Genomic DNA, 21755 nt, shown 5'->3' on the forward strand with positions numbered 1-21755 from the left:
GGATACAGGAGCTTAATTTTATTTGTATCTTGTTATTTCTCTTTTTTTATATAGGTAATAAACTATCCCAATCATAATAATATTTATAATAAATATAAAGATACTTCCCTCCATCTTAAAACTTCCTCCAGATATGATTGGATTTCCAGAGATTTCAATGTTGTACAAGTGAGGATAATCATCAGCTAAAGAAACTGTTCCAAATATTATTCCACCGAGACTATTCCATATAAAGTGCATAATTATTGGTATCACTAGAGAATTGCTATATTCTAAGATAATAGTCATCAATAAAGACATAGTGATAACATTTATAACAGCTATAGGGCCTGCCTCAAAGGCTCCGCCATGCATAAGAGTAAATAGTAAAGTACTAACAATTGTCGCAATCATAATATTATATTCTTTTTTTAATAGTCTATAAATATATCCGCGAGCCAAAAACTCCTGCATAATAGTATTTATAAATGCAGAAACTATCCAAATACCTAGCATATCTATATAATTTTTATCAGTTATCTCTAAATATCCTAGACTACTAAGTAATAAAAATGGTATAAAAAACCATATTAATCCTAGCAGTATTCCCGATAAAGTTTGCTTTATAGGTTTTTCAAAATTCAATATAGACAAACTATTTTTCTCTAATTTATTAAATACATATGTTAGAATTACTATAGCTAAGAATGGAACTAATTCAGCTATAAATCTCCACCATACATCAGAAATACCCTCAGGTATTGGAATTAATACAAATATCGTTATCCAAGATACAAAAAATATTAATATTTTAAAAGCAATTTTAATTAAAGTTTTCATAATATAAATATACTTTTTAACTTTGTCATATCAATAATTAATAAAGTTAATTTAAACCTTTAAAATTTAAATTATAAACCTTATCAAAAACTTGATCTATAAATTCTCTATCATGAGAAACTGCAATTATCGCTCCTTTATAATTTTTAAGTGCCTCAATTATTTCAGGTTTAGATAGGGGTGATAGGTTTCTGGTTGGTTCATCTAGGATTAAAACTTCTGCCTTATCCAGATTCATCTTTGCAAAAAATAATTTTGCCTTTTGTCCTCCTGATAAATCAGCTATATTTCTAAACATTTCTTCTCTTTTAAAGTTTAGACTGCCTAAAAGATTGGCAGCTTTGGTTTGGTCCTCCTTTGCAAAAGAATTAGCTAAATATTCTATAGCATTTATATCACCTTTTTCAAAATCAGAATAGCTTTGAGGCATATAGCCTACCCTTAAGTTCAATGCTTGGCATTCATTTTTTATCTTTTTTAGCAAGGTAGTTTTGCCTGCACCGTTTTTGCCTATTATGCATATTTTTTCTGGTCCTATGACTTTAAGTTCAATATTTTTAGCTAGCAGCCTATCTCCCACCCTAAGCTCATCTAGTTTAAAGTCTAGGACTTCCTTGCCATTGGCTACTTTTATATCATCATCAAAAAATATATCAATAGCTTCTTCATAGTCAGGTTTTTTTGTAAGATTGGCTTCTTCTTTTTCTAGTCGCCTGCCTATAGATTTTACCGTGTGCATTTTTTCCTTAAGTAACCTGCCTTCCACATCATTTTTAGTAGATCTTAAGCTATGCTCAACAGAATCATGAACTTTTTTGTACTTGCCTAATTTCTTATCAAATTCTTCCCTATCTTTATTAGCTTTATTTGTCTCTGTCTCTATAAAGTTTTCTCTTTTTTTGACATACTCATCATAAGAGTTATTAGAAATGGTATGTGTTGCTTCAGTTCTTCTTTTTACCTGCTCTAGATGGATTATTTTATTAGCAACATTTGCTAGTAATTTAGTATCGTGTGATACAAATATTAGCGGAATATCCAATTCTTTCATAAATTTTTCAAGCCAAATTAGGGAATCATAATCAAGGTCATTGCTAGGCTCATCAAAGAGGAATATAGTGGGATTTTTTAGCATTTCTACTAGTAGCATAAACTTTATCTTTTCCCCACCAGATAGATTTTCCATTTTTATTTTATCCGATAAGATATCCTCTGGTAAATTAAACTCGCTTATATATTTATAAAGCTTATTGTAGTCTATTAAAGCAAAATCAATATGTTTATAGAAATACTCATTAGTAGTAAGGCTATAATATTTTTTATCTAAAGATTGGGGTAGGTAGGCAATTATTTCATTACTTTTATAAATATCACCGCTTACATCACAGTAACTTTCAATCTCTTTTTTATTTACAATAGCCTTTAAAAGCAAGGACTTGCCATTGCCTTCCTCACCTATTAGTCCAACCTTGTCTCCATCATTTAAAACAAAGTCGAAATCTTTTAATATGATTCTATCATCTTCTCTTAAATTAATAGTTAAATCCTTTATAGTAAGCATATATCCTCCTTAAGGATGTATGCCATATTAAAAATAAAATACAAAAAAGGCCTACTCACAAAAGTGAATAGACCTCTCCTACCGTAAACACACAGATCTTATTCACAATATGGCATACTAAAACTAGCCTAAACAGGCTAAAAATAGTATCAAAATTTCCATATTGCTTATAAAATCAATGTACAATTACCTCCGTTTTGATTGTTGGTGATAATATACTTGTATTATTTTATTGTTCAAATATTTGTTTTTAAATTAGTTTTACTTTCAATATTTTTTATAATAAAGTCTTTATCTTTTAAGTCATAAGTTTGACTATAGGTGTTACCATATGCCTTTATTGTCAATTCTAGGTCATTATTTTTACTTGACTTTATACCAACACTCTTTACCTTATCAAAACTTACAAATTTTAAAATAAGATTTGATCCTAAGAAATTGTTGAAACCATCTTTTCTAATACCAAAATATATAGATATATTGTAAATTAAAAATACTCTTGTTACTACTATAGTATCTCCTAAAAGGTATCTAAATATCATACTATTGCAAGTATTAGAAATGAGATATTTTTATAAATTTTAAAAGATTAATTCAAATTATATTAAATACATTCTTTTATATGAAATAATATATATATATATATATTAAAATTTAAATTGATTATATTATATGTATAAATATAATTTTTTTGTTATAGTATTTTATAAATCTTTTTAGATTTTCTATATCTAGGATTTTAAATATATTCAAGATTAATTTTTTATCCAATTAGCAATCTCTATAAACCAATTTTCTATTTCTTCATAAACTCCATATTCTATTAAATTTTCTTTCGTAAGTTCCTTCACAATACTACCATTAATACGTTGTTTAACATTTTTTTCCGAATCATTAAAATCTTTCCCTAAAAGTTTGTTTTCGTTAGAAAGCTTATTATTTATATATTTAGGAACATCCTCTTTTTTCCAATCTTTGTCTTCACTAAATTCAATATTAAATTTTTCTGATAAAAGTTGTACCGGAACATAATTTTCCATCTCAGGTAATTTTGTATTAATACCTCTTCGTCTTCCATCATCTTTTTGGTTCATTTCTTCTATATATGTAATATATGATTCTACATCACTATCATATAAATGAAATTCTTTGACATTAGAGTCCTCAAGGTAATTTTTATTAACCCAATCTTTTAAGTTTCCACCTTGCATAGGTAAAAGTTTATTTTCCTTTAAATCAATAATTTGATTAAATTCAGGTATCTGATTATTTAAATTAAATAAAAAGTTAACATCATTAGGACCTTCAACGCATATAACATAACTTCCCCTTAAGTTTGGTGATATTCCTAATGTTTCTGTAATTTTTTTGTTTTTATTTTCTTCATTGTAGTTATAGGTATAGCCTTGATTATTTTTTTCAATTAAAATAAGTTCCTCACTTCTCAAAAAACTCGCTATTTCTGGTCGATGTGTAGTTATTAAAATTTGATTATTTTTATTATTTGACATTTCTCTAAATGATTCGTAAATTTTGTACTGATAGTTAGGATGTTGTGCTGTTTCTGGCTCCTCAATCGCATATATAATTTTTTTATTTTCATCTTCATCTTTCTCTGCCTCAACTCTAAAGTAACTTAATAAAATAAGTCTTCTAATACCCGATCCTCTTTTTTCTAATGGTATTCCCCTATCATCATTTATGGTAAAATTAAAAAGGGTATCATAATTTCTTACAACTGGATTTGTAACTAAATCACTTGCAATGTCAGAATCAAATTCTTTTAATTTCTCAATGGTTTCAATTCCTGTTTCAGAAACCTCTTGGACTATTTTATAAATTATTTCATCAAGTTCATATTTATAGTTATCAATGGATTTTGACAATGCAGCTTTTAATGGACTTTGTACTTCATCATCTTTAGATGTATTAGATCTATCTGCTTGAAATAAAAAATACGCAGGAATTTTATCTAATAATACTGCCCATAAATCTTTCATATCACTTTCAATATCAGATATATTTATTTCTACTTCTCTAATATCTGCATCTCTTGAATAGAAATTATATAAACTACTGCGTATGTCTGCTTTAATTGATTTGTTAATATTATTATAGGAATCTGGTATAGAATCTTTTATTTTTTCTAATTCTTTTCTTAAAGCACCAATCTTCATTGTTAAGAAGTTGTTATTGTTTATATAAGGAATCTCGGCAACTATAAAATTTGTTCTACTTTTTTTTGTTATAGATTTGCCACTACATTTCCATTTAGATACAATTTCAAGATCGCCATCTTTGTTCAACATATATTCATTTTTTAATGTTGTTTGGTTTGTTGAATCAATAATAATGTAATTATCATCATGGTTTTCAAGTTCAAAAACACAAGATATTTCTATACAATCCTCCGGTGCGCAATGTATATTTAAATCATCAACATCTAATTTAACAACTTGTCTCGCAGTATTTTCAAAATTAAAAAATATATCTAATGCTTCTAATACAGAAGATTTACCTGTATCATTTTTTCCAATTATAGCACTCAAATCTTCAAATAAAAATTCTTCTTTTTTAAAAGCACGAAAATTTTTTAAAGTTAGTTTTTTTAATTTCATGTATTTACCTTTCTATTTATCTACACATATAGTCATATTTTATATTTAATTTTATTAATTTAAATAATGTCCCACTTAAGAATAGCCTTTTAAATACTCTATAGTCTAGTTTAAAATTATAATATGATTATATTATATCAAAAAATATTAATTTATTAAATTATCTATTTAATTATATTAGAGCATGACATATAAATAGGTAAAAAAATAAATCGAGTTAAACTCGATTTATTTATTCCCATTCAATTGTCCCAACCAACTTCTATCATTGAAATTTAGCCATTTCAAAACCCTATGTATTGTTTTGATAGGATTTTGATAGGGATTTACCCAATTAATTTTTTACCGATTGATTTCCATTAAATTTATATAATGATTCTTTAGTCGTACTTACATTAATATCTCTTGTAAGTTTTTTGGCTAATAAAGCGTCATTTCCCGGCCACATATGACTATAATACCTTAACGTTATTTCAGGACCTGAATGTCCAAGTCTATGTGATACGACTAATAAATCTGCATTTAAATAATTTATTAGGTAACTCGCGTGAGAGTGTCTCAAACCTTTAGGCTGAATTGGATGTACTCCCGATAATTTAGCATGTCTTTTTAATATTCTGCCTATATTGCCCCTAGATACAGGGTTTCCATTATGGCTAATTATAAATTTATCTATACCATTCTTTTCTTGTACTTTTTTCCATTCAGTTAGGTAGTTGATTGTTTTATCATCTAATGATATAATCCTCATACTTGATTCTGTTTTGGTTTCCTTGATATAGTACTCTTTGGTACTTTTCATAACCATATTAGAGTCTATGGTTAAAGTTTTAGCTTTAAAATCAACCTTATCCCATGTTAAAGCCTGACCTTCTCCTACTCGAATACCTGTATTAAAATAGAGCCAAACTATAATAAAGCCCATATGCTGGTAAGTATTGCCTAGGTAGAAGGTCTTTAAAACTTTTTCAAATTCATCTTTGGTCCAAAATGCAACTTTACTTCTGGTCACTTGTATTTTTTTATCATCGTTATCTGTTACATCTTTATACAGAACATCTTCCTTTATTGCATATTTTATTATCCTTTTGAAAGTATCATATACCATTGCAGCATATGAAGGCTTATAGTTTTTTTCATGTAATAAATGATCTATAAACATACTACAATCAGTTTTGGTTATTTCTTTTAGTTTTTTATTATTAAAAAATTCTTTAATAATTTTTATATGATTTAGTCTGTTATTATAAGTTGATTTCTGAACTTTATTTTTATAATTAGGCAGATGTTTTCTGTCTATAAATTCATTCAAACGTATATCATCAGAAAATATCCCTTGAGATTCTAAATATTGTTTTTTTAATTTCAGTACATAGTTATAACAATCCTTAGCTCTAGTAAACGGTCTTTTTTTATCGTCTCTTCTACCCATTTTTTGTATTCTCTTACCTGTAAAAGGGTCCGTACCTAAATCTACATGATAATAGAATTTATTAGGCCCATCTTTATATACACATGGATATTTACTTTTACTCATTTTGTGCTCCTTTAATATCATCGCTTATAGGAACACCAGTTATTTCTTCAACGGCATAGCTAGGAACGCATCCTAGTCTTTTATTACTATATAACTCGTATCCCTTATTTACAAGATAAGTCTTTGCTTGTCTTATAATAGTTCTTGCTTGGTTTTCTTTGAACCCTAAATCCATTAATTTATCTTTATCAATCATTACTGTCATCTGTATTTTCCTTTCGTTTCCATGGCTTACTTTGATTTATATAATTTAGTTTGTGTTTTATAAGCCAATTTGTTACATCATCATTTGGTATATAGTTATTCTTAAATTCTTCGTATAAATACATAATAAAGTCCTCTAGACCTTCCTCACCATATATAAACTTAATTTTATAAAACACCGAGAATAGACCACTATTAGTTGTTAGGTACTTAATAGACCTTTCAAGTTCGTTATCTCTAGGTGAAGGTAAGTACATGGTGAAGTTTAATTCTTCTAACTCGTCTAGCATGAGTTTTGTCATCTCTGTTGGTTTATTGCTTTTTGTATAGAAAAACATATATCTATCTAATATTGAACACAATATAATCTCTTTAAACTCCTGATCAGACTCACACACTTTGAACATTTCCGTTAATTGATGGGCATATTTATTTGAATACTGAGCTTCAAGTCTAACCCAATCGTCTACTTCCTCAGCTATATGTCTTAAATACTTCATGATAGCTGCTCTTTCTTCTTGTCATAGATTCGTAGTAATGCATTAGCATTTTTCTTTTTTGAACCTACATACAGTGTTTCGCAGTTAAAGTTTTTTGATACATCTCTTATAGCTGAAGTGTTTTTCCTATAGCTCTTGTACCAATTATCTTCAACAATCTTCTCGTATAAACTTTTGTCTTGATTTCCCATACCTTATTTCGCTCCTTCCAGCCTCAATTGATTTCTTTATCTTAGCCACATCAATTCCTTCATTAATGAAATCCACAAACGGATCTATTCTGCTTAACCTGTACTCATATAGGTCTGAATTAATTAACGAGAAGAACCTCCACAAGTTCATTCTCTCGCCATATATATTTTCGTACTTTTCCATATATACAGACCAAGCGTGACCACTAAATTTTACTATTACACCTATATTAGGCATAGCTTCGTTAAAGGCTATTGAGAAGTAATATAATGAATCTTCAATCATGTAACCTTCAGTGTAGCCTGCTGGTAAGTTCTTGTCGGCTTCAACTATATTTCCTAACACATAGCATATTTTTGACTTATCTATGAATTCATCTATCAAATCAATGGCCACGCCATATCTCCAATCATCATATTCAAATGGGTAAGATGGTTTTAAAACCATTGTGAATTGATCTACATCTACTAATAGCATAATTTATGCTCCCTTCCTGACTAAATGCGCATTTGTTGACTATTATCCAACGGGTGGATATGGGGTTATTACCTAACCCCATATCCTGCCCCCTCAGTGGCTTCGCCCTGAGGGGGCCCAGTCTTTAAAAACCCACAAAACGGTAGCACCAATAACGCGGGGTTATCAATACTAGCCACCCCTGGACAAGATAAATAACCCATACCTGGTTTTAGATTGATTTTTCCTATATTCACAGACTGGCTAAACAATGTTCGATAAGTAAGATCATCTGAATCGCCTAATACTATTCGCACCACTAATTGTTCAGTTATACTTTTAGGTAAGCTGTCAGCTGAAAATCTTTGCATTACCACAAACATAAAAAATCCTAATTGTCTGCCCATAAATACTATGTTTTCGAGCATATCATTTATATGGTCTCTTGATTTTTTATCCAGAGTGTTCCACGATGCTTTTAAAGCAGCAAATTCATCTATTATCAATATATGAGCTGGTAAGTTTAAATCTGTATAATCTATATTCTTATGAATTTTAAAGCTTGATTGCATATCATCTTGCCTTATTTTCATATTATTGTAGAACTTTTCCAATAATTCGATAGAAGTTTCTTTACCTGCCACATTATCTGTATTTAAACCATCTATTGAGAAATTAAATAAGTCAGCTCGCTTAGGGTCTATTATATATAGCTCATGTTTCGCATTCTTATTTACTATCTGTACAATTAAGGTTTGGAGTAAAAAACTCTTTCCTCCACCTGTCTGCGCAGCTATACCCATATGATGAATCGGTATTGTCTCATAGTCAGTTAATTTTAATGAATAATCATCATTTATACTGTTAGCCCATGAAATATATTCATATTCTTTATCAAATAGCCTTTGATTAAAAATTTCATTTGATACGATTGAGTAAATATAATATTTACCATTCTTGTCTAGGTATTGTTGCGTCACAATATAATTAGGTATTGAAGCATTAAGCCTTAAACCTTCTAATTTTTTATCAAATTTAATTGAATTTTCAATCATTATTTGACCTTTAACCATATCATCATCTAATTCTATAACTACATTAGGAATAGCTAAGTAACTGAAATTTTTGTTTTCAATGTAATATCCACTATCTATTAATTGCTTTCTTACATTCTTATCTAACCTGTAATGATTAAATGCATATTTATAACCCTTACTCAAATAATTTCGAATTGACCAGGACACAAATAGCGCACCGATAATTAATACGATCACTAACGAAAAGAAATGATAATTTATATACGGAAGCTTTAATCCAAATCTAATAAATTCTAATCTTATCTTTGGATATACTACTGAGAAAAATATCATCAGTATAAAGTTAATGATAATTAAAAAGAGTGCAACAGCACCCCTTTTATATCTTTTTGTTTTCATTTCTGCCCTCCACAGCAATGTCTTTAGCTACTACTGAAAGTTGATTTCTATAGTCGCCATAGACTTTGCACTCTGGTTCAATTACTTTGATGGCTGCAAACTTACTATATTGTTTAGCGCGACCTTCTACTTTAATTACTAAAGCTTCTCCATCGTTTCCACCAACAGTATCATCAGAGTATCTAGTCATATCATTAGCAATTATGCACTTGTATTTTGTGCCTTTTTCTGTCTTGGTACTTCCATCAGCACCATATTCGATCCATGGCTCATCACCAACAACTCTTATATCTTTATTGCTAAAAAAAGTCTGAGAGTCAAATCTCATAAGTTTGTTCAAATTCTTCATATAGAATTCCTTTCTATACAACTAATAGCATTTGACTATTAATTATTTTGCAACGTCTTTCTTTATTTTGTAGCCATTTAATCTTGGCTATTCGAATACTTATTGATAGCTATCTTGTACTCACCAATATAATACCATGATGTTATCGACATAAAAAGTACAGAATTTTATTTAAAATCTTATAAATTAGCTATTTATTATCGACATATTATTGATTTTTTCGACAAATTAGGTAAAATGTAAATAAATATATAAAAATTTGAAATTTAAAGGAGATAATTATATGACAAGGCATACACCTAGCAATCAGTTTAATAAAGATATTGATAAAGTATTCAACCATTATAGCAAGTATGGTGATGAATATAAAAAAATAGCAAAGAATACAAAAGATATGTTAAAAAAAGTTTATAATATTGGACCAGATGAATGGAACACACTCCATCAACACAAGAAAGATAAATTTATTTATGTAGATTTGGCAAATAAGTTCTTGGACTCAAATTGCGATTACTTCACTGAGAGTGAAAAGAAAAATATAAAAAATAAAATCAGACCTATAATTGAAGACAAATTCTATCAATTAGAAGATTTAGATAAACCTAACCAGATGGAAGATTTAAAATTTATGAGATATTCAGATCTGATAAGTAAGGCTAGTCAAAGACAAGTTGACAAATATTATGACGAGTTCGTAGAAGTGTTCAAATATTTCTTGCCATATGATACTCCACCTAGCAAAGCTCAATTTAAAAAAAGTAATCTTAGAGTATATGATTTTATACAAATGGCAAGAGAAGAATCGTATAAGCCATTAGCATATAATGAAAAATTTGGGGTTGAAAAATACTATTCAGACTTGGACTTTAATGCCAGATTAATATTTGAATATATATTAGAGGATAAATTTAAGATTAAAATAAATTATAAGTTATTAGCTGAAGCTCTGGCGTTCACAGAAGGATATCGTAGTTACTACGAGATAGATGAAGATTATGTAGACTCTTATCCTGATGAACCAAATAAGAAAGAATTTGATAATGAAGATGATTATAACGAGGAATTAGAGTTTTACAATGACACTTTAAAATATCTTGAATATAAAAAGATGCTAATATCTAGAAAAGCTTTTATAATTGATTATAGTGGTCAATAGCAAAATTAATTAGTAATGTAAACTTTGGCATGTAATCAATTAAAATATAAATAGAAAGGAGTAGGCCCGAGAATGTGTAAAATTTTGTGTATAGAACCTCCTGATTAGGGTAAAGAAAAAACTAATCAGGAGGAATTTTTATGCCAAGAAAAAGACCCGAATCAAGAGGAAGCAAAATAGCTAAAATGTTAATCGAAGAATATAATCCTCAAAATGCACGAGACATTCAAGAAGTATTAAAAGAACTTCTAGGCGATACAATGGAAGAACTTTTAAAGCAGAATTAGATGAGCATTTAGACTATGAATATGGTGAAAAGCCATTATCACTTAATACAAGAAACGGCTCAAGTAAAAAAACTGTAAAATCATCCTATGGAAATATAGATTTAAATATTCCGAGAGATAGAGAAGGATCCTTTGAACCACAAGCATTAAAAAAGTACGAAAAATACATATCTAACATAGAAAATCAGATAATATCAATGTACGCAAAAGGCATGACCACAAGAGATATATCAAGTCACATCAAAGATATTTATGGATTTGGAATATCTGAAACAATGGTAAGCAAAATAACTAATAAAATACTACCAACCATAGAAGAATGACAAAATAGACCCTTAGAAAAAGTCTATCCTATGGTATTTTTAGACGCTATAGATTACCATGTAAGAGAAAACAACATAGTAGTCAAAAAAGCAGTATACATTGCATTAGGGTACAATCTTGAAGGTTTTAAAGAAATTCTAGGAATGTGGGTAGGAGAGAATGAATCAAGCAAATATTGGCTCCTAGTATTAAACCAGCTAAAAGAAAGAGGCCTTGATGATATACTAATAATATCAACAGATAACCTACCTGGATTCACACAAGCTATAGAAGCAGTATATCCAAAAGCAGAAATACAAAAGTGCATAATCCATCAATTAAGAAACTCAACAAAATATGTATCATACAAAGACATAAAAGAATTAATGAAAGACTTAAAAGCAATATACAAAGCACCAACAGAAGACTTGGCCCTAACAAATCTAGGTATCTTTGAAGAAATTTTCTTTTGATTTCATACTTAATGCTGTTCTAAATCCACTATACTTACTTATATTTCCATTTGCTTTATACTTATAAAAGAAAGACAAAAGCCATCCTGCTATAGGTAATAAACTAATTACAATTTTTTCAAAATTCATACAAAACACTCTAAAAATCCTAAAAGCTACTACTTTCAACAATATTATAACCTATAATCTTATTTTTGACATCAATACCACGCTCTCAACATGGCTTGAGAGGATAGAATGAATGTCATTTGAGTGTGTCCGTTCTCGGGAACATATCCACTGCGTTTTTGGGGCTATCGGTAGACGGGAACATATCAATACACCTCATGGATTATTATTTTAGAATGGATTTTAAGTAATCTAATAAATCTGATTTAGTTAGAGGCTCTGCATGACTTAAAATACAATACTTACAGTCGAAACTTTCTATCAAATTTGTTAATGACATTAATTTTTCTTTATCCATATACCCATCATTGTAGAAATCCTCGCTTGTTGAATCTCCCAAGAACAATATTTTTTCCTCAGGAATATAGATAAGCACCGTATCTTCCGAATGGGGTGAAACCGTATGAAAAATCATTGCGGTTATTCCACCGAGATTAAGGGTAAGCTCTTTTTCAAATTGGATATCCGATAGAACGGCAATAATTCTTTTATTATCTACATATTCTCTAGCTAGGAACTCATCATCATTTATCAAAAATTTTATATATGCACTGTCAGATAGTTTGGCTCTTTCCTGTTTCAAAAACTCGTTGGTTTTATGGTGTGCAATGGACAATCCGTGAATTTTATGCATTCCAAAGGTATGGTCCCAGTGCCAATGAGTGATGACAGTAAAATCTGGCTTCTTTAGGTCCTCGATTTCTAGGGATTTATAAAATTCATCAACATGGTCTGCTGAATTTCCTGCATCAATGGCAAGTGCAATTTTATCTCCATTTAAGTATGCCAACATAGGCCTATCAGTTTCTGGTTGATGTGGATAATAAAAGACCCTGCTAGTTATCTTTTTCAGTTCCATTTGCCATCCCACCTTTCTGGTAATAAATCTTTCAGCAACACTTCTTACATTTCAGGTAATACAATTTGGGTCTCTATATTTTGATTATCTATCTGTGCAATAAACTCTCTGCACCTTCCACATGGTGGAAGTATACTCCCATCTTCAAATACAGCGATAATCCTTTTGATTGCAGTTTCATTGTTCTTTACCATTTCAGCAATAGCTGACTGTTCAGCGCATAAGCCAATAGAACAGGGCAAGTCAATGCATATTCCTGTAAAGATGTTACCGCTATTTGTCTCCAACGCGCACGCAACATGCCCTGAAGTTCCAAAGTTCCGTAACTTTTTATGATTAATTATACTGAAAGCAATTTGATATAATTCTTGTTTATTCATTTTCTTCTCCAATATTATTTAGCTTAATAATACGTTATTCTTTTTTCAAAACACTAAGTTATTCAGTTCACCATCAAGAACTTTTATAGTTTCATTTCTTTCCTTATCCTCTTGATTGTCATATAAAAGTTGTTCAATAAACTCCCATATATATTCTAGTTTACGTCTAATATGATAGAATAACAAAGCATCCTTATTGATTAAAAAATCTTTGTGTAATTTCAGGTATATGTTCATAAATACATCATAATATGGCTTATCAACAAAAACATGAGATCAGCTTTTACTGGAGCCAATTTCAAGCCTTCCCAGTCAATTAGAACTAACTGCTCATCCCGTTGCATCAAGTTCCAATTATGAATATCTGTATGGCATAGGGCCATTTTAGGATTACTTCGTCTTAGAATCTCCGACAGTCCTTCAACTCTGTCAATAGATTGTTCAAGGGGTTTTATGTGTGCCCCAAGCAAGCATTTTAAGTCCATGGGAAGACTGGCGCATTCTTTACGCAATACTTGTTTTAGCTGTTTCAGAAATGGCAAGCTAAAATCTTCCCTAATTAGTTGCACATATACCTACTATATCAATAAATTTTGAGTTATCATTGACTATATTAGTTGCTATTATCAGAATAGTCGTCGATAACTATATTTTCGTGCAAATATGCAAATAAGTAAAATGATAGTTATGTTATATCATAATAATTGAAAATAATAGAATGCATTTTTCAATGTAATAAGATTAAGCGTTCTCTTAAAGTTAGAGAACGCTTAATTATTTTTAATTTATTGAAATAATTTGTAACTATTGAAAACAGACAAAAATTGTTCATTGGATAATTTATCAAGATCAGTAACATTCGCATGCTTCAGCACCTGTCTTAATTGATTTTTAGTAAAAAGAACATGATATTCCCTGTTTACCCATTTATAAACGAAAAATCTATACTTTTTGTAGTCCTTCTTTAAAATAAATGGTTTATGCCTTTCAAGTACAATCAATACAGAATCTACATTAGGCTTAGGGTGAAAATATGCTCGTGGCACTTTTTTAAGAATTTTTATATCCATTTCCACCATTAACAGCAAACCTAAAGCTCGTTGGGTATTTTGCAACCTTTTAGCAAATCCCCTCTCTACAATAAGGTAGCTATATTTCGCTTGACTATCAAAATTAATCTTTTTTACAATATCAGTACTAATATTGTAGGGAATATTACCAAATATTTTATAGTCTGTATTTTTAGGAAAGCTAAACTTCAAAATATCCTCATGAATAACTTTTATATTCTGAAAAGGTTCAACTGCTTTTTTCGTGGCATGACATAAACCTTCATCAATCTCTATAGCATTCACCCGTTGACTCATTTCCACAAGTTCCTTGGTAAAATGTCCTTTTCCTGACCCAATTTCTATTATTTTATCTTGTTTATTGATATTCGTATATTTTAATATTTCCTTTACATGCTTTTTAGATGTAATGAAATTTTGCGTATTTTTCGGGTTTTTCTGTTTCATTATAACCTTCTCCTTGCCGGTTATAATGAACTAATCTTAAGAGCTCATTATAACCAATTATTTTTGGTTTGGTTGATAATGAAATCTCTCAATAACAAATATAGAAAACATACCCATACCTTTACCTCCTTTAATTTTTTTCATTATAAATGAGATAAAGTAATATCTACTACTGCAATACATGTACACATATTTAACTCCTCCTTATGCAACTGATTATATCACTTTTAATTTCTCTATTCAATAAAGTTCTGTGCTAATCTACCTCACCCTATGGATTTTTAATCCCGAAACATCAAATGTCATCTGTCAAATGCCCTATTTAAAAGGGTCAAAAAACGGTATTTTTTAGCCTGTTTTTGACCCAATTTTCGTACTCAAACCACTACATGTTGTGGTTGACTCCTATTATTCCTTGTCCAAACCACAATACGTCATCAGAATTGCTGCTTCAACGTGGGACGAGTTGATAGCATTGATGTATTTATGATTTTTAGCGAAACTGTTGTATATGGGAACATATCGACTAATTTGTACGTTCGTGGGAACATAACGACTAGCTTTCTAATGGTCGCCAAAAGAATCGAAATATAATTCTAGTTTAGAATACTTCTATCCTTATCAAATATATGAAACTGTAATAATAAAATTTAATTGCTTTCATCGACTAATGTTAAAACCTACAACACAAGAATTTAAATCATTAGATTACACTATTTACTATTCAATCAATTTAAGCTCCTTCATTCATATCCCTTCTACTATACCCCAAGAAACCTATTACTATTAAAGCAATGCTAATTATAGTAACTGTAAGAAAAACTGATGCTTCAAAATCATCCATTGGCATTTGAGGCATCCAACTTTGTATAGCAGTATTTAAAAACCATTCCGGGAGGTCTATCTAGGTTCTTAGCTCCTACACTCATCCTACGGCAAGAGTTAATTCAAAACTACCCTTCATTGCGCTCCATTACATACTAAATATAGCACTATAAGATAACCTACAACGCGCTCTATTTATTATTCCATTACGCTTCATTACGGGTATTTTTTCGGTTAACACTTGCCTATGATATACAGAACATTTGGATAAAGTTAAGGCGCCCTTTGCTATTTGACAAAATGAGTGGTTGATTATACTCATATTTGTAAAATAGCAAAAGGCGCCATTGTTAAAATCTTCGATTTTTTCGTTTTAATTTCTTTTTTCTAAATAGTTATAATAAACTTCAAACTCTTTTTCAAAATCATTTAGTAATGCAACTAATTCTTTATTGATTTCGATATACTCAAGTTTTGTTTGTGGGTGCAGGTTATTTAAATCTTTTAATGATAGTTTACTACTATCATCACTGCCATACCATAAATCTCTTAACGGTTGTACTTCTGGATCATGTAAAGTTAGACCCGTACCTCTAACAAGTAGTAGCCAATTAGGCTGTCCGTAGTTAGTTATAATGTGATGTTTTAACCTATTAAATTCTGTGATGTATTCCATTCTTAAACCTCCTATGTTGATAGGATTTTGATAGGGAATAAGATTAATTTATATGGTTTTAAGTGGTTTTATGTTTGTTTAAACCGTTGAAAAATGGCGTTCCCCCACCTAGTCATATTATACTTTTACTCCCACTCAATAGTCCCAGGTGGTTTAGAGGTTATATCATACACTACTCTACCAACTCCAGCTACTTCGTTTATCATTCTGCTTGATAGGGTTTGTAGTAGTTCGTATGGTAGGTTGCTTGCTTCTACTGTCATTGCGTCTGTGGATTCTACTGCACGGATTGCTACTACGTTTTCGTAGACTCTAGCATCTCCTTTTACTCCTACGGTTTTGATTGGGGTCCAAACTGTAAAGTATTGCCAGATATCTTCGTTTAGGCCATGATTTTTTACTTCTTCTCTTAGAATTGCATCTGTTTCTCTAACTACTTCTAGTCTTTCTTCGGTGATTTCTCCGATTACTCTTATAGCTAGTCCTGGTCCTGGGAATGGTTGACGCCATACCATATCGTGTGGTACACCTATGGCTTCTCCTAGTTCTCTTACTTCATCTTTAAATAAATCTCTTAGTGGTTCTACTAGGCCTTCAAATAGCATATCTTCTGGAAGGCCACCTACGTTGTGGTGAGATTTTATTACGCTTGACTTATCTTTTCCTGATTCGATTACGTCTGGGTAGATTGTTCCTTGGACTAGGTATTTTGCTTCACCAAATTCTTTGGCTTCACGTTCAAATACTTCTACAAAATGGTTACCTATGATTTTTCTTTTAGTTTCTGGATCTTCTACGCCTTTTAATTTTTCTAAAAATTCAGCGCTTGCGTCTACTTTTTTGACGTTTAGTCCTAGATTTTTGTAGGTTTCCATTACTTCGTCTGCTTCATTTTTACGAAGAAGTCCGTGGTCTACAAAGATACATTGAAGATCATCACCAATGGCTTTTGAAACTATGGTTGCTGCTACAGAGCTATCTACTCCACCTGACAAGCCACAAATCATTTTTTCGCCAGCATATTTTTCTTTAATGCCTGCTATGATTTTTTCTGCAAAATCATCCATTTTCCATGTTTTTTCTGCATGGCAGATATCTAGGACAAAGCTTGCTAGCATTTCTTTACCATAGTCTGAGTGAACTACTTCTGGGTGAAATTGTACTGCGTAGATGTTTTTTTCTTTATTTTCCATACCTGCTACTGGGCAGTTTAAGGTCCAGGCAGTTTTCTTAAATCCATCTGCAAGTTTGCTTACCCTATCTCTGTGGTTCATCCAGATAGTGGATTCTTGAGGTACGTCTTTAAATATTTCGCTTTTATTATCTACTAGTAGTGGAGTTTTACCGTATTCTCCATTTTTTGGAGTCTCAACTTCTCCTCCATAGTAGTTATTAATATATTGTAGGCCATAACAAATTCCTAGAATTGGTACGCCTAGGTCAAATATTTTGCTATCTGCTTTTAAAGAATCATTGTCATTTACTGACTGTGGACCTCCTGTTAGGATTATTCCTGCTAAGTTTTCTAAATCTAGGCTATCTATATCAACATCGCATGGATGAAGCTCAGCATATACTCCAAGCTCTCTTACTCTTCTTACGATAAGTTGATCAGTTTGCCCGCCAAAATTTAGTACAATAATTTTGTTTAAACTCATCTTCTCTCCCTTTTATTTTTCTTCTCCAAATTTGGATATATAGTATTCTACTATTTGCGTAGCTGTTTGTTCAATAGTATTGTTTGTCACATCTATGACCTTGCAGTCCAGGTCTTTAAAAACTTCCTTGGCGTAGTCTAGCTCTTTTTGAATTCGATTTTCTCTAGCATAGATAGATTCCCCAATTAGTCCTAGTTCTTTAGAACGGTCTTGTCTAATATTTATAAGCTTTTCTGGGTCTATTAAAAGTCCTATAATCCTATCAGAGTCCACCTCAAATATTTCTTTTGGTAGCCTTGATTCAGGTACTAGGGGAAGGTTACTTACCTTATAATTTTTGCTGGCAAGAATCATAGTTGTTGGAGTTTTGCTGGTTCTGCTTACTCCTAGCAATACTATATCTGATTTTAAAAATCCTTTTGGATCTTTACCATCATCGTATTGGATAGCAAATTCTATAGCCTCAATCATAGAAAAATAGTCTTTGGAAAGGGCACGAGTTAGCCCTACTTCCCTGACTGCTTTTTGACCAGTTACTTTTTCAAAAGTTTTGATACCCTGTTCTAGGATGGCTAGGACTTCTATATTTCTTTTTTGAGATTCGTTGCAAATATAGTCAGCTAGGTCCTTGTCGGCCATGGTTGGGACTATTACAGAATAGTCAGAAATATTTTCAAATATTTTATCTATTTCTTTTACATTTGTAACATTTGGTCGTCTTATAATCCTAGTTTCTAAATCTGGAAACTGAGTGGTTACTGATTTTAGATAGGTTTGAGCCGTTTCTCCTGTCGAATCGCTGATTATGACTATAGTTAATGCATCATCCATACTATTATCCTTTATTTTACTATTTGACTTACATCAAATACTTTTCTAATTCTTTGAGCAAGTGCATTTAGCATTGCAAGTCTATTGTTTTTTACAGCCTCATCTTCTACATTTATCATAGTGTTATCTAGGTAATCATTGCCCACACTTGCTGTAGCTGCTACATTTCTTAGTTCATTTTTGTAGTCCTCGCTAGATTGGAAGGCCTTATCTTCTATACTTGCAATTTGTTCATAGAAATTTGCTTCTAAGTCATTTTCAAATAGGCTATCATCTATATCTGTTAAAGTCTCGTCTTTAGCAAGGTTGTTGATTCTATTAAAGTAGCTTAGGGCATCTTCATTTTCTTCTAAGAACTCGCTTACTGCCGCTACTCTTTGGTGGATTCTAAATACATTTGCATCTTCACTGTCGATTACTGAATTTACAATATCATATCTAAATCCTTCATCTATTAGCATATTTTTTAGTCTATCTTTGATAAATTCAATAGTTTTTGCCATAGTTTGGTCATAGTCAAATGGTAGACCATTTTCTTCTGTATAAACTATTAGAGAATCATTTATTAGGTTTCTTAAATCCACATCAATATTATTTTCTAGGATAATATTAATTAAACCTAGGGCTTGTCTACGTAAGGCAAATGGATCTTGGCTACCTGTTACATATTTTTCGATAGCGTATAGGCCAACTATGGAGTCAATTTTATCAGCAATAGATAAAACTATACCTGTCATAGTTTTTGGCAGTTCTCCACCAGCAGATCTTGGCATGTATTGTTCTTCGATAGCCTTGGCTACTCTTTCATTTTCTCCAGAGTTTAGGGCATAGATCTTACCCATGGTTCCTTGAAGCTCTGTAAATTCAATTACCATTTTTGTAACTAAGTCTGCTTTTGATAGGTAAGCTGCACGGATGAGGTCTTCTTTGATATCTTCACCAAGTTTTAATTCTTGTTGGTATTTTTCACTTAAGTCTACTAGCCTTTGAGTTTTTTGGTACATTGACCCTAATCCTTCAAAAAAGGTTAAAGTTTTTAAGTCTTCTACATAGTCTTCTAAATTCTTTGCAGTATCTATATCATAGAAAAACTTAGCATCTTCTAGTCGTGCTACTAAAACTTTTTTGTTACCTGAAACTACATTTTCCCCATGGTTGCTATCACCATTACGCACTAAAAGGAAATATGGCAGTAGGTTTTCATTTTCATCTAAAACTGGGAAATATCTTTGGTGGTCCTTCATAGGAGTTATGATAACTTCTTTTGGAAGTTCCAAATATTTTGTATCAATATCTCCTGCTAACACTGTAGGATATTCAACGATGTTTATTACTTCATCAAGTAAGTCTTCATCGTGCATATATTCCCCACCCTTTTCCATATTTATTTTGTTTAATCCACGGATAATGGTATCGCGGCGGTCTTTGTAAGGTAGGATTACATAATTTTCTTTTAATAGGTTTTCGTAGTCTTCAATTTTTTCAATTGTTATTTTATCTTCCCCTAAGGTTCTATGACCACGGGTCACATTTGAAACTGTGATGCCTTCTGCTTCAAATTCTAAAACTTCATCATCTAGGATAGAAACAAAGTATCTAATCGGTCTTGCCCAACGGATAGATTTACCACCCCAGCGCATAGATCTTTTAAAGGTAATTGATTTTACTAAATCATAGACATTTTCTTTTAAAACTTCTGCAACTGATTTGCTTTCTTCTTTTTTTTCTACAAATACATAATCAGATCCATTGAAATCTTTGATAACTACATCAGATAATTCTGCACCCTGCCCTCTTAAAAATCCTAGTAATGGTTTATTTGGATTGCCATCGTCGTCATAGGCAATGGCAGCACTTGGTCCTTTTACAGAGATTAGAGAATCAGATTGGCTAGCATTTATATTTCCTAAAAATATTGCAAATCTTCTAGGTGTTGATTCTACTCTGATTTCATCTACTGTTAGTTTATTTTCATCAATTAGTTTTTGAAATTTTTCTTTTAATTGTTTTTTAGTCGATTCTATATAATCTGAAGGTATCTCTTCTACACCGATTTCTAATAAGTATCTACTCATCATTATCCTTTCTTAGAAGAGGAAATCCTTGCTCTTCTCTTTTTGCAATATATTTTTCAGCTACCTTTGAGCTTACATCACGCACTCTTTTGATATAGTGGCTACGTTCTGAAACAGAAATCGCACCTTTAGCATCTAGAGTGTTAAAAGTATGGCTTGTCTTAAGTACATTGTCATAGGCTGGATAAACTAAGTCAAGGTCTATTAGTCTATTGGCTTCTTTTTCATAAATATCAAATAATTGCATTAAAACTTCATTGTCAGCATCTTCAAAAGAATATTTGGAGTTTTCGTACTCTGCAAGTTTAAATACATCACCGTAAGTTAAATTTTCTGACCATTTGATATCATAGACATTGTCTACATCTTGAAGGTACATACAAATTCTTTCAAGACCAATAGTGATTTCTCCACTTTCAATCTCGCAGTTGATACCACCTACTTGTTGGAAATATGTAAATTGGGTGATTTCCATCCCATCTAGCCACACTTCCCAACCAAGTCCCCAAGCTCCAAGGGTTGGTGATTCCCAGTTATCTTCTACAAAACGAATATCATGTTCTTTTGGGTCAATGCCAATTCTTTCTAAACATTTTAAATAAATATCTTGGATATTATCTGGGCTTGGTTTTAGTAAAACTTGTAATTGGTGGTGTTGGTAAAGTCTATTTGGATTTTCTCCATAACGACCATCTGCTGGACGTCTGGATGGTTCAACATACACCACTGACCATGGTTCTGGTCCCAAGGCTCTTAGGAAAGTGCGTGGGTTCATAGTTCCTGCACCTTTTTCTATATCATAAGAAAACATTACGGAACATCCCTGCTCTCTCCAGTAGTTTTCTAAAGTTAGTATTAAATCTTCAAAATACATA

23 protein-coding genes and 1 pseudogene are annotated in these 21755 nt (G+C 31.0%); 3 read left to right on the forward strand and 21 right to left on the reverse strand.

Annotation, left to right across the window (positions count from 1 at the left end; translation table 11 throughout):
- Positions 1-18: 18 nt before the first annotated feature.
- The 10 genes from ACCQ40_RS00735 to ACCQ40_RS00780 all read right to left on the reverse strand — a co-directional run bounded on the left by ACCQ40_RS00735 (position 19) and on the right by ACCQ40_RS00780 (position 9672).
- Positions 19-819, reverse strand: coding sequence for a CPBP family intramembrane glutamic endopeptidase (locus tag ACCQ40_RS00735; protein WP_410032204.1), 801 nt, complete (start codon positions 817-819; stop codon positions 19-21).
- Between the two features lie 46 nt (positions 820-865).
- Positions 866-2380, reverse strand: coding sequence for an ATP-binding cassette domain-containing protein (locus ACCQ40_RS00740; RefSeq protein ID WP_410032205.1), 1515 nt, complete (start codon positions 2378-2380; stop codon positions 866-868).
- A 236-nt stretch (positions 2381-2616) separates the two neighbouring features.
- Positions 2617-2922, reverse strand: coding sequence for a hypothetical protein (locus ACCQ40_RS00745; protein WP_410032206.1), 306 nt, complete (start codon positions 2920-2922; stop codon positions 2617-2619).
- Positions 2923-3135: 213 nt separating this feature from the next.
- Positions 3136-4998, reverse strand: a complete 1863-nt coding sequence (locus ACCQ40_RS00750) for an AAA family ATPase (protein ID WP_410032207.1) — start codon at positions 4996-4998, stop codon at positions 3136-3138.
- Positions 4999-5332: 334 nt separating this feature from the next.
- Positions 5333-6535 (reverse strand): tyrosine-type recombinase/integrase, encoded by a 1203-nt coding sequence (locus ACCQ40_RS00755; protein ID WP_410032208.1) that lies wholly within the window; start codon positions 6533-6535, stop codon positions 5333-5335.
- A complete protein-coding gene (locus ACCQ40_RS00760; protein ID WP_410032209.1) occupies positions 6528-6740 on the reverse strand; it encodes a DUF3173 domain-containing protein in 213 nt (70 codons plus the stop codon). Before ACCQ40_RS00760 ends, ACCQ40_RS00755 begins: the two co-directional genes overlap by 8 nt.
- Positions 6724-7239, reverse strand: coding sequence for a hypothetical protein (locus ACCQ40_RS00765; protein WP_410032210.1), 516 nt, complete (start codon positions 7237-7239; stop codon positions 6724-6726). The genes ACCQ40_RS00760 and ACCQ40_RS00765 overlap by 17 nt, the downstream gene beginning before the upstream one ends.
- A 150-nt stretch (positions 7240-7389) precedes the next feature.
- Positions 7390-7908 carry a hypothetical protein gene (locus ACCQ40_RS00770; RefSeq protein ID WP_410032211.1) on the reverse strand — a complete coding sequence of 173 codons (519 nt, stop codon included), beginning with the start codon at positions 7906-7908 and terminating at the stop codon, positions 7390-7392.
- A gap of 68 nt (positions 7909-7976) precedes the next feature.
- Complete coding sequence (locus ACCQ40_RS00775) at positions 7977-9323, reverse strand: helicase HerA domain-containing protein (protein ID WP_410032212.1); 1347 nt, start codon at positions 9321-9323, stop codon at positions 7977-7979.
- Positions 9304-9672: a hypothetical protein gene (locus ACCQ40_RS00780; protein WP_410032213.1), complete on the reverse strand. Its 369-nt coding sequence runs from the start codon at positions 9670-9672 to the stop codon at positions 9304-9306. Before ACCQ40_RS00780 ends, ACCQ40_RS00775 begins: the two co-directional genes overlap by 20 nt.
- A 283-nt stretch (positions 9673-9955) precedes the next feature.
- Between ACCQ40_RS00780 and ACCQ40_RS00785 the strand changes: the two genes are divergently transcribed.
- The 3 genes and pseudogenes from ACCQ40_RS00785 to ACCQ40_RS00795 all read left to right on the forward strand — a co-directional run bounded on the left by ACCQ40_RS00785 (position 9956) and on the right by ACCQ40_RS00795 (position 11891).
- Complete coding sequence (locus tag ACCQ40_RS00785; protein WP_410032214.1) at positions 9956-10828, forward strand: hypothetical protein; 873 nt, start codon at positions 9956-9958, stop codon at positions 10826-10828.
- Positions 10829-10968: 140 nt separating this feature from the next.
- Positions 10969-11115 carry a hypothetical protein gene (locus tag ACCQ40_RS00790; protein ID WP_262121634.1) on the forward strand — a complete coding sequence of 49 codons (147 nt, stop codon included), beginning with the start codon at positions 10969-10971 and terminating at the stop codon, positions 11113-11115.
- Positions 11064-11891 (forward strand): annotated as a pseudogene (locus tag ACCQ40_RS00795) (IS256 family transposase). Before ACCQ40_RS00790 ends, ACCQ40_RS00795 begins: the two are co-directional and overlap by 52 nt.
- Before the next feature lie 334 nt (positions 11892-12225).
- Here the strand turns inward: ACCQ40_RS00795 and ACCQ40_RS00800 are convergent.
- The 11 genes from ACCQ40_RS00800 to glyQ form a co-directional block, all read right to left on the reverse strand.
- Positions 12226-12918: an MBL fold metallo-hydrolase gene (locus ACCQ40_RS00800; RefSeq protein WP_394010575.1), complete on the reverse strand. Its 693-nt coding sequence runs from the start codon at positions 12916-12918 to the stop codon at positions 12226-12228.
- A 44-nt stretch (positions 12919-12962) separates the two neighbouring features.
- Positions 12963-13298 carry a cytidine deaminase family protein gene (locus ACCQ40_RS00805; protein ID WP_410032215.1) on the reverse strand — a complete coding sequence of 112 codons (336 nt, stop codon included), beginning with the start codon at positions 13296-13298 and terminating at the stop codon, positions 12963-12965.
- 45 nt (positions 13299-13343) lie between these two features.
- A complete protein-coding gene (locus tag ACCQ40_RS00810) occupies positions 13344-13535 on the reverse strand; it encodes a hypothetical protein (RefSeq protein WP_394010576.1) in 192 nt (63 codons plus the stop codon).
- The gene (locus tag ACCQ40_RS00815) at positions 13532-13867 is read right to left on the reverse strand and encodes a phosphotransferase (RefSeq protein WP_463049198.1); all 336 of its coding nucleotides are present in this window, start codon (positions 13865-13867) and stop codon (positions 13532-13534) included. The genes ACCQ40_RS00810 and ACCQ40_RS00815 overlap by 4 nt, the downstream gene beginning before the upstream one ends.
- Positions 13868-14083: 216 nt before the next feature.
- Positions 14084-14815, reverse strand: a complete 732-nt coding sequence (gene erm(A), locus ACCQ40_RS00820; protein WP_394010577.1) for a 23S rRNA (adenine(2058)-N(6))-methyltransferase Erm(A) — start codon at positions 14813-14815, stop codon at positions 14084-14086.
- A gap of 57 nt (positions 14816-14872) precedes the next feature.
- Entirely contained in the window at positions 14873-14998 is a 126-nt protein-coding gene (locus ACCQ40_RS00825; RefSeq protein WP_017771940.1) for an erythromycin resistance leader peptide, read from the reverse strand.
- 1015 nt (positions 14999-16013) lie between these two features.
- Positions 16014-16316 (reverse strand): hypothetical protein, encoded by a 303-nt coding sequence (locus ACCQ40_RS00830; RefSeq protein ID WP_410032216.1) that lies wholly within the window; start codon positions 16314-16316, stop codon positions 16014-16016.
- Positions 16317-16441: 125 nt separating this feature from the next.
- Positions 16442-17974: a glutamine-hydrolyzing GMP synthase gene (gene guaA / locus ACCQ40_RS00835; protein ID WP_410032217.1), complete on the reverse strand. Its 1533-nt coding sequence runs from the start codon at positions 17972-17974 to the stop codon at positions 16442-16444.
- 12 nt (positions 17975-17986) lie between these two features.
- On the reverse strand, positions 17987-18805 hold the full coding sequence (locus ACCQ40_RS00840; RefSeq protein ID WP_410032218.1) for a pyruvate, water dikinase regulatory protein: 819 nt from the start codon (positions 18803-18805) through the stop codon (positions 17987-17989).
- An 11-nt stretch (positions 18806-18816) separates the two neighbouring features.
- A complete protein-coding gene (glyS, locus tag ACCQ40_RS00845) occupies positions 18817-20883 on the reverse strand; it encodes a glycine--tRNA ligase subunit beta (protein ID WP_410032219.1) in 2067 nt (688 codons plus the stop codon).
- Positions 20873-21754, reverse strand: a complete 882-nt coding sequence (gene glyQ, locus ACCQ40_RS00850; protein WP_410032220.1) for a glycine--tRNA ligase subunit alpha — start codon at positions 21752-21754, stop codon at positions 20873-20875. Before glyQ ends, glyS begins: the two co-directional genes overlap by 11 nt.
- Between the last annotated feature and the right edge of the window lies 1 nt (position 21755).

Origin of the sequence: Anaerococcus cruorum, from assembly GCF_046365495.1 — a bacterium.
Classification (GTDB): domain Bacteria; phylum Bacillota; class Clostridia; order Tissierellales; family Peptoniphilaceae; genus Anaerococcus; species Anaerococcus cruorum.

Excerpts from the sequence above, each read along its gene's own strand:
- ACCQ40_RS00735 (WP_410032204.1), bottom strand. The coding sequence starts at position 819 with ATGAAAACTTTAATTAAAATTGCTTTTAAAATATTAATATTTTTTGTA.
- ACCQ40_RS00740 (WP_410032205.1), bottom strand. The coding sequence starts at position 2,380 with ATGCTTACTATAAAGGATTTAACTATTAATTTAAGAGAAGATGATAGA.
- ACCQ40_RS00745 (WP_410032206.1), bottom strand. The coding sequence starts at position 2,922 with ATGATATTTAGATACCTTTTAGGAGATACTATAGTAGTAACAAGAGTA.
- ACCQ40_RS00750 (WP_410032207.1), bottom strand. The coding sequence starts at position 4,998 with ATGAAATTAAAAAAACTAACTTTAAAAAATTTTCGTGCTTTTAAAAAA.
- ACCQ40_RS00755 (WP_410032208.1), bottom strand. The coding sequence starts at position 6,535 with ATGAGTAAAAGTAAATATCCATGTGTATATAAAGATGGGCCTAATAAA.
- ACCQ40_RS00760 (WP_410032209.1), bottom strand. The coding sequence starts at position 6,740 with ATGACAGTAATGATTGATAAAGATAAATTAATGGATTTAGGGTTCAAA.
- ACCQ40_RS00765 (WP_410032210.1), bottom strand. The coding sequence starts at position 7,239 with ATGAAGTATTTAAGACATATAGCTGAGGAAGTAGACGATTGGGTTAGA.
- ACCQ40_RS00770 (WP_410032211.1), bottom strand. The coding sequence starts at position 7,908 with ATGCTATTAGTAGATGTAGATCAATTCACAATGGTTTTAAAACCATCT.
- ACCQ40_RS00775 (WP_410032212.1), bottom strand. The coding sequence starts at position 9,323 with ATGAAAACAAAAAGATATAAAAGGGGTGCTGTTGCACTCTTTTTAATT.
- ACCQ40_RS00780 (WP_410032213.1), bottom strand. The coding sequence starts at position 9,672 with ATGAAGAATTTGAACAAACTTATGAGATTTGACTCTCAGACTTTTTTT.
- ACCQ40_RS00785 (WP_410032214.1), top strand. The coding sequence starts at position 9,956 with ATGACAAGGCATACACCTAGCAATCAGTTTAATAAAGATATTGATAAA.
- ACCQ40_RS00790 (WP_262121634.1), top strand. The coding sequence starts at position 10,969 with ATGCCAAGAAAAAGACCCGAATCAAGAGGAAGCAAAATAGCTAAAATG.
- ACCQ40_RS00800 (WP_394010575.1), bottom strand. The coding sequence starts at position 12,918 with ATGGAACTGAAAAAGATAACTAGCAGGGTCTTTTATTATCCACATCAA.
- ACCQ40_RS00805 (WP_410032215.1), bottom strand. The coding sequence starts at position 13,298 with ATGAATAAACAAGAATTATATCAAATTGCTTTCAGTATAATTAATCAT.
- ACCQ40_RS00810 (WP_394010576.1), bottom strand. The coding sequence starts at position 13,535 with ATGAACATATACCTGAAATTACACAAAGATTTTTTAATCAATAAGGAT.
- ACCQ40_RS00825 (WP_017771940.1), bottom strand. The coding sequence starts at position 14,998 with ATGTATTGCAGTAGTAGATATTACTTTATCTCATTTATAATGAAAAAA.
- ACCQ40_RS00830 (WP_410032216.1), bottom strand. The coding sequence starts at position 16,316 with ATGGAATACATCACAGAATTTAATAGGTTAAAACATCACATTATAACT.
- guaA (WP_410032217.1), bottom strand. The coding sequence starts at position 17,974 with ATGAGTTTAAACAAAATTATTGTACTAAATTTTGGCGGGCAAACTGAT.
- ACCQ40_RS00840 (WP_410032218.1), bottom strand. The coding sequence starts at position 18,805 with ATGGATGATGCATTAACTATAGTCATAATCAGCGATTCGACAGGAGAA.
- glyS (WP_410032219.1), bottom strand. The coding sequence starts at position 20,883 with ATGATGAGTAGATACTTATTAGAAATCGGTGTAGAAGAGATACCTTCA.
- glyQ (WP_410032220.1), bottom strand. The coding sequence starts at position 21,754 with ATGTATTTTGAAGATTTAATACTAACTTTAGAAAACTACTGGAGAGAG.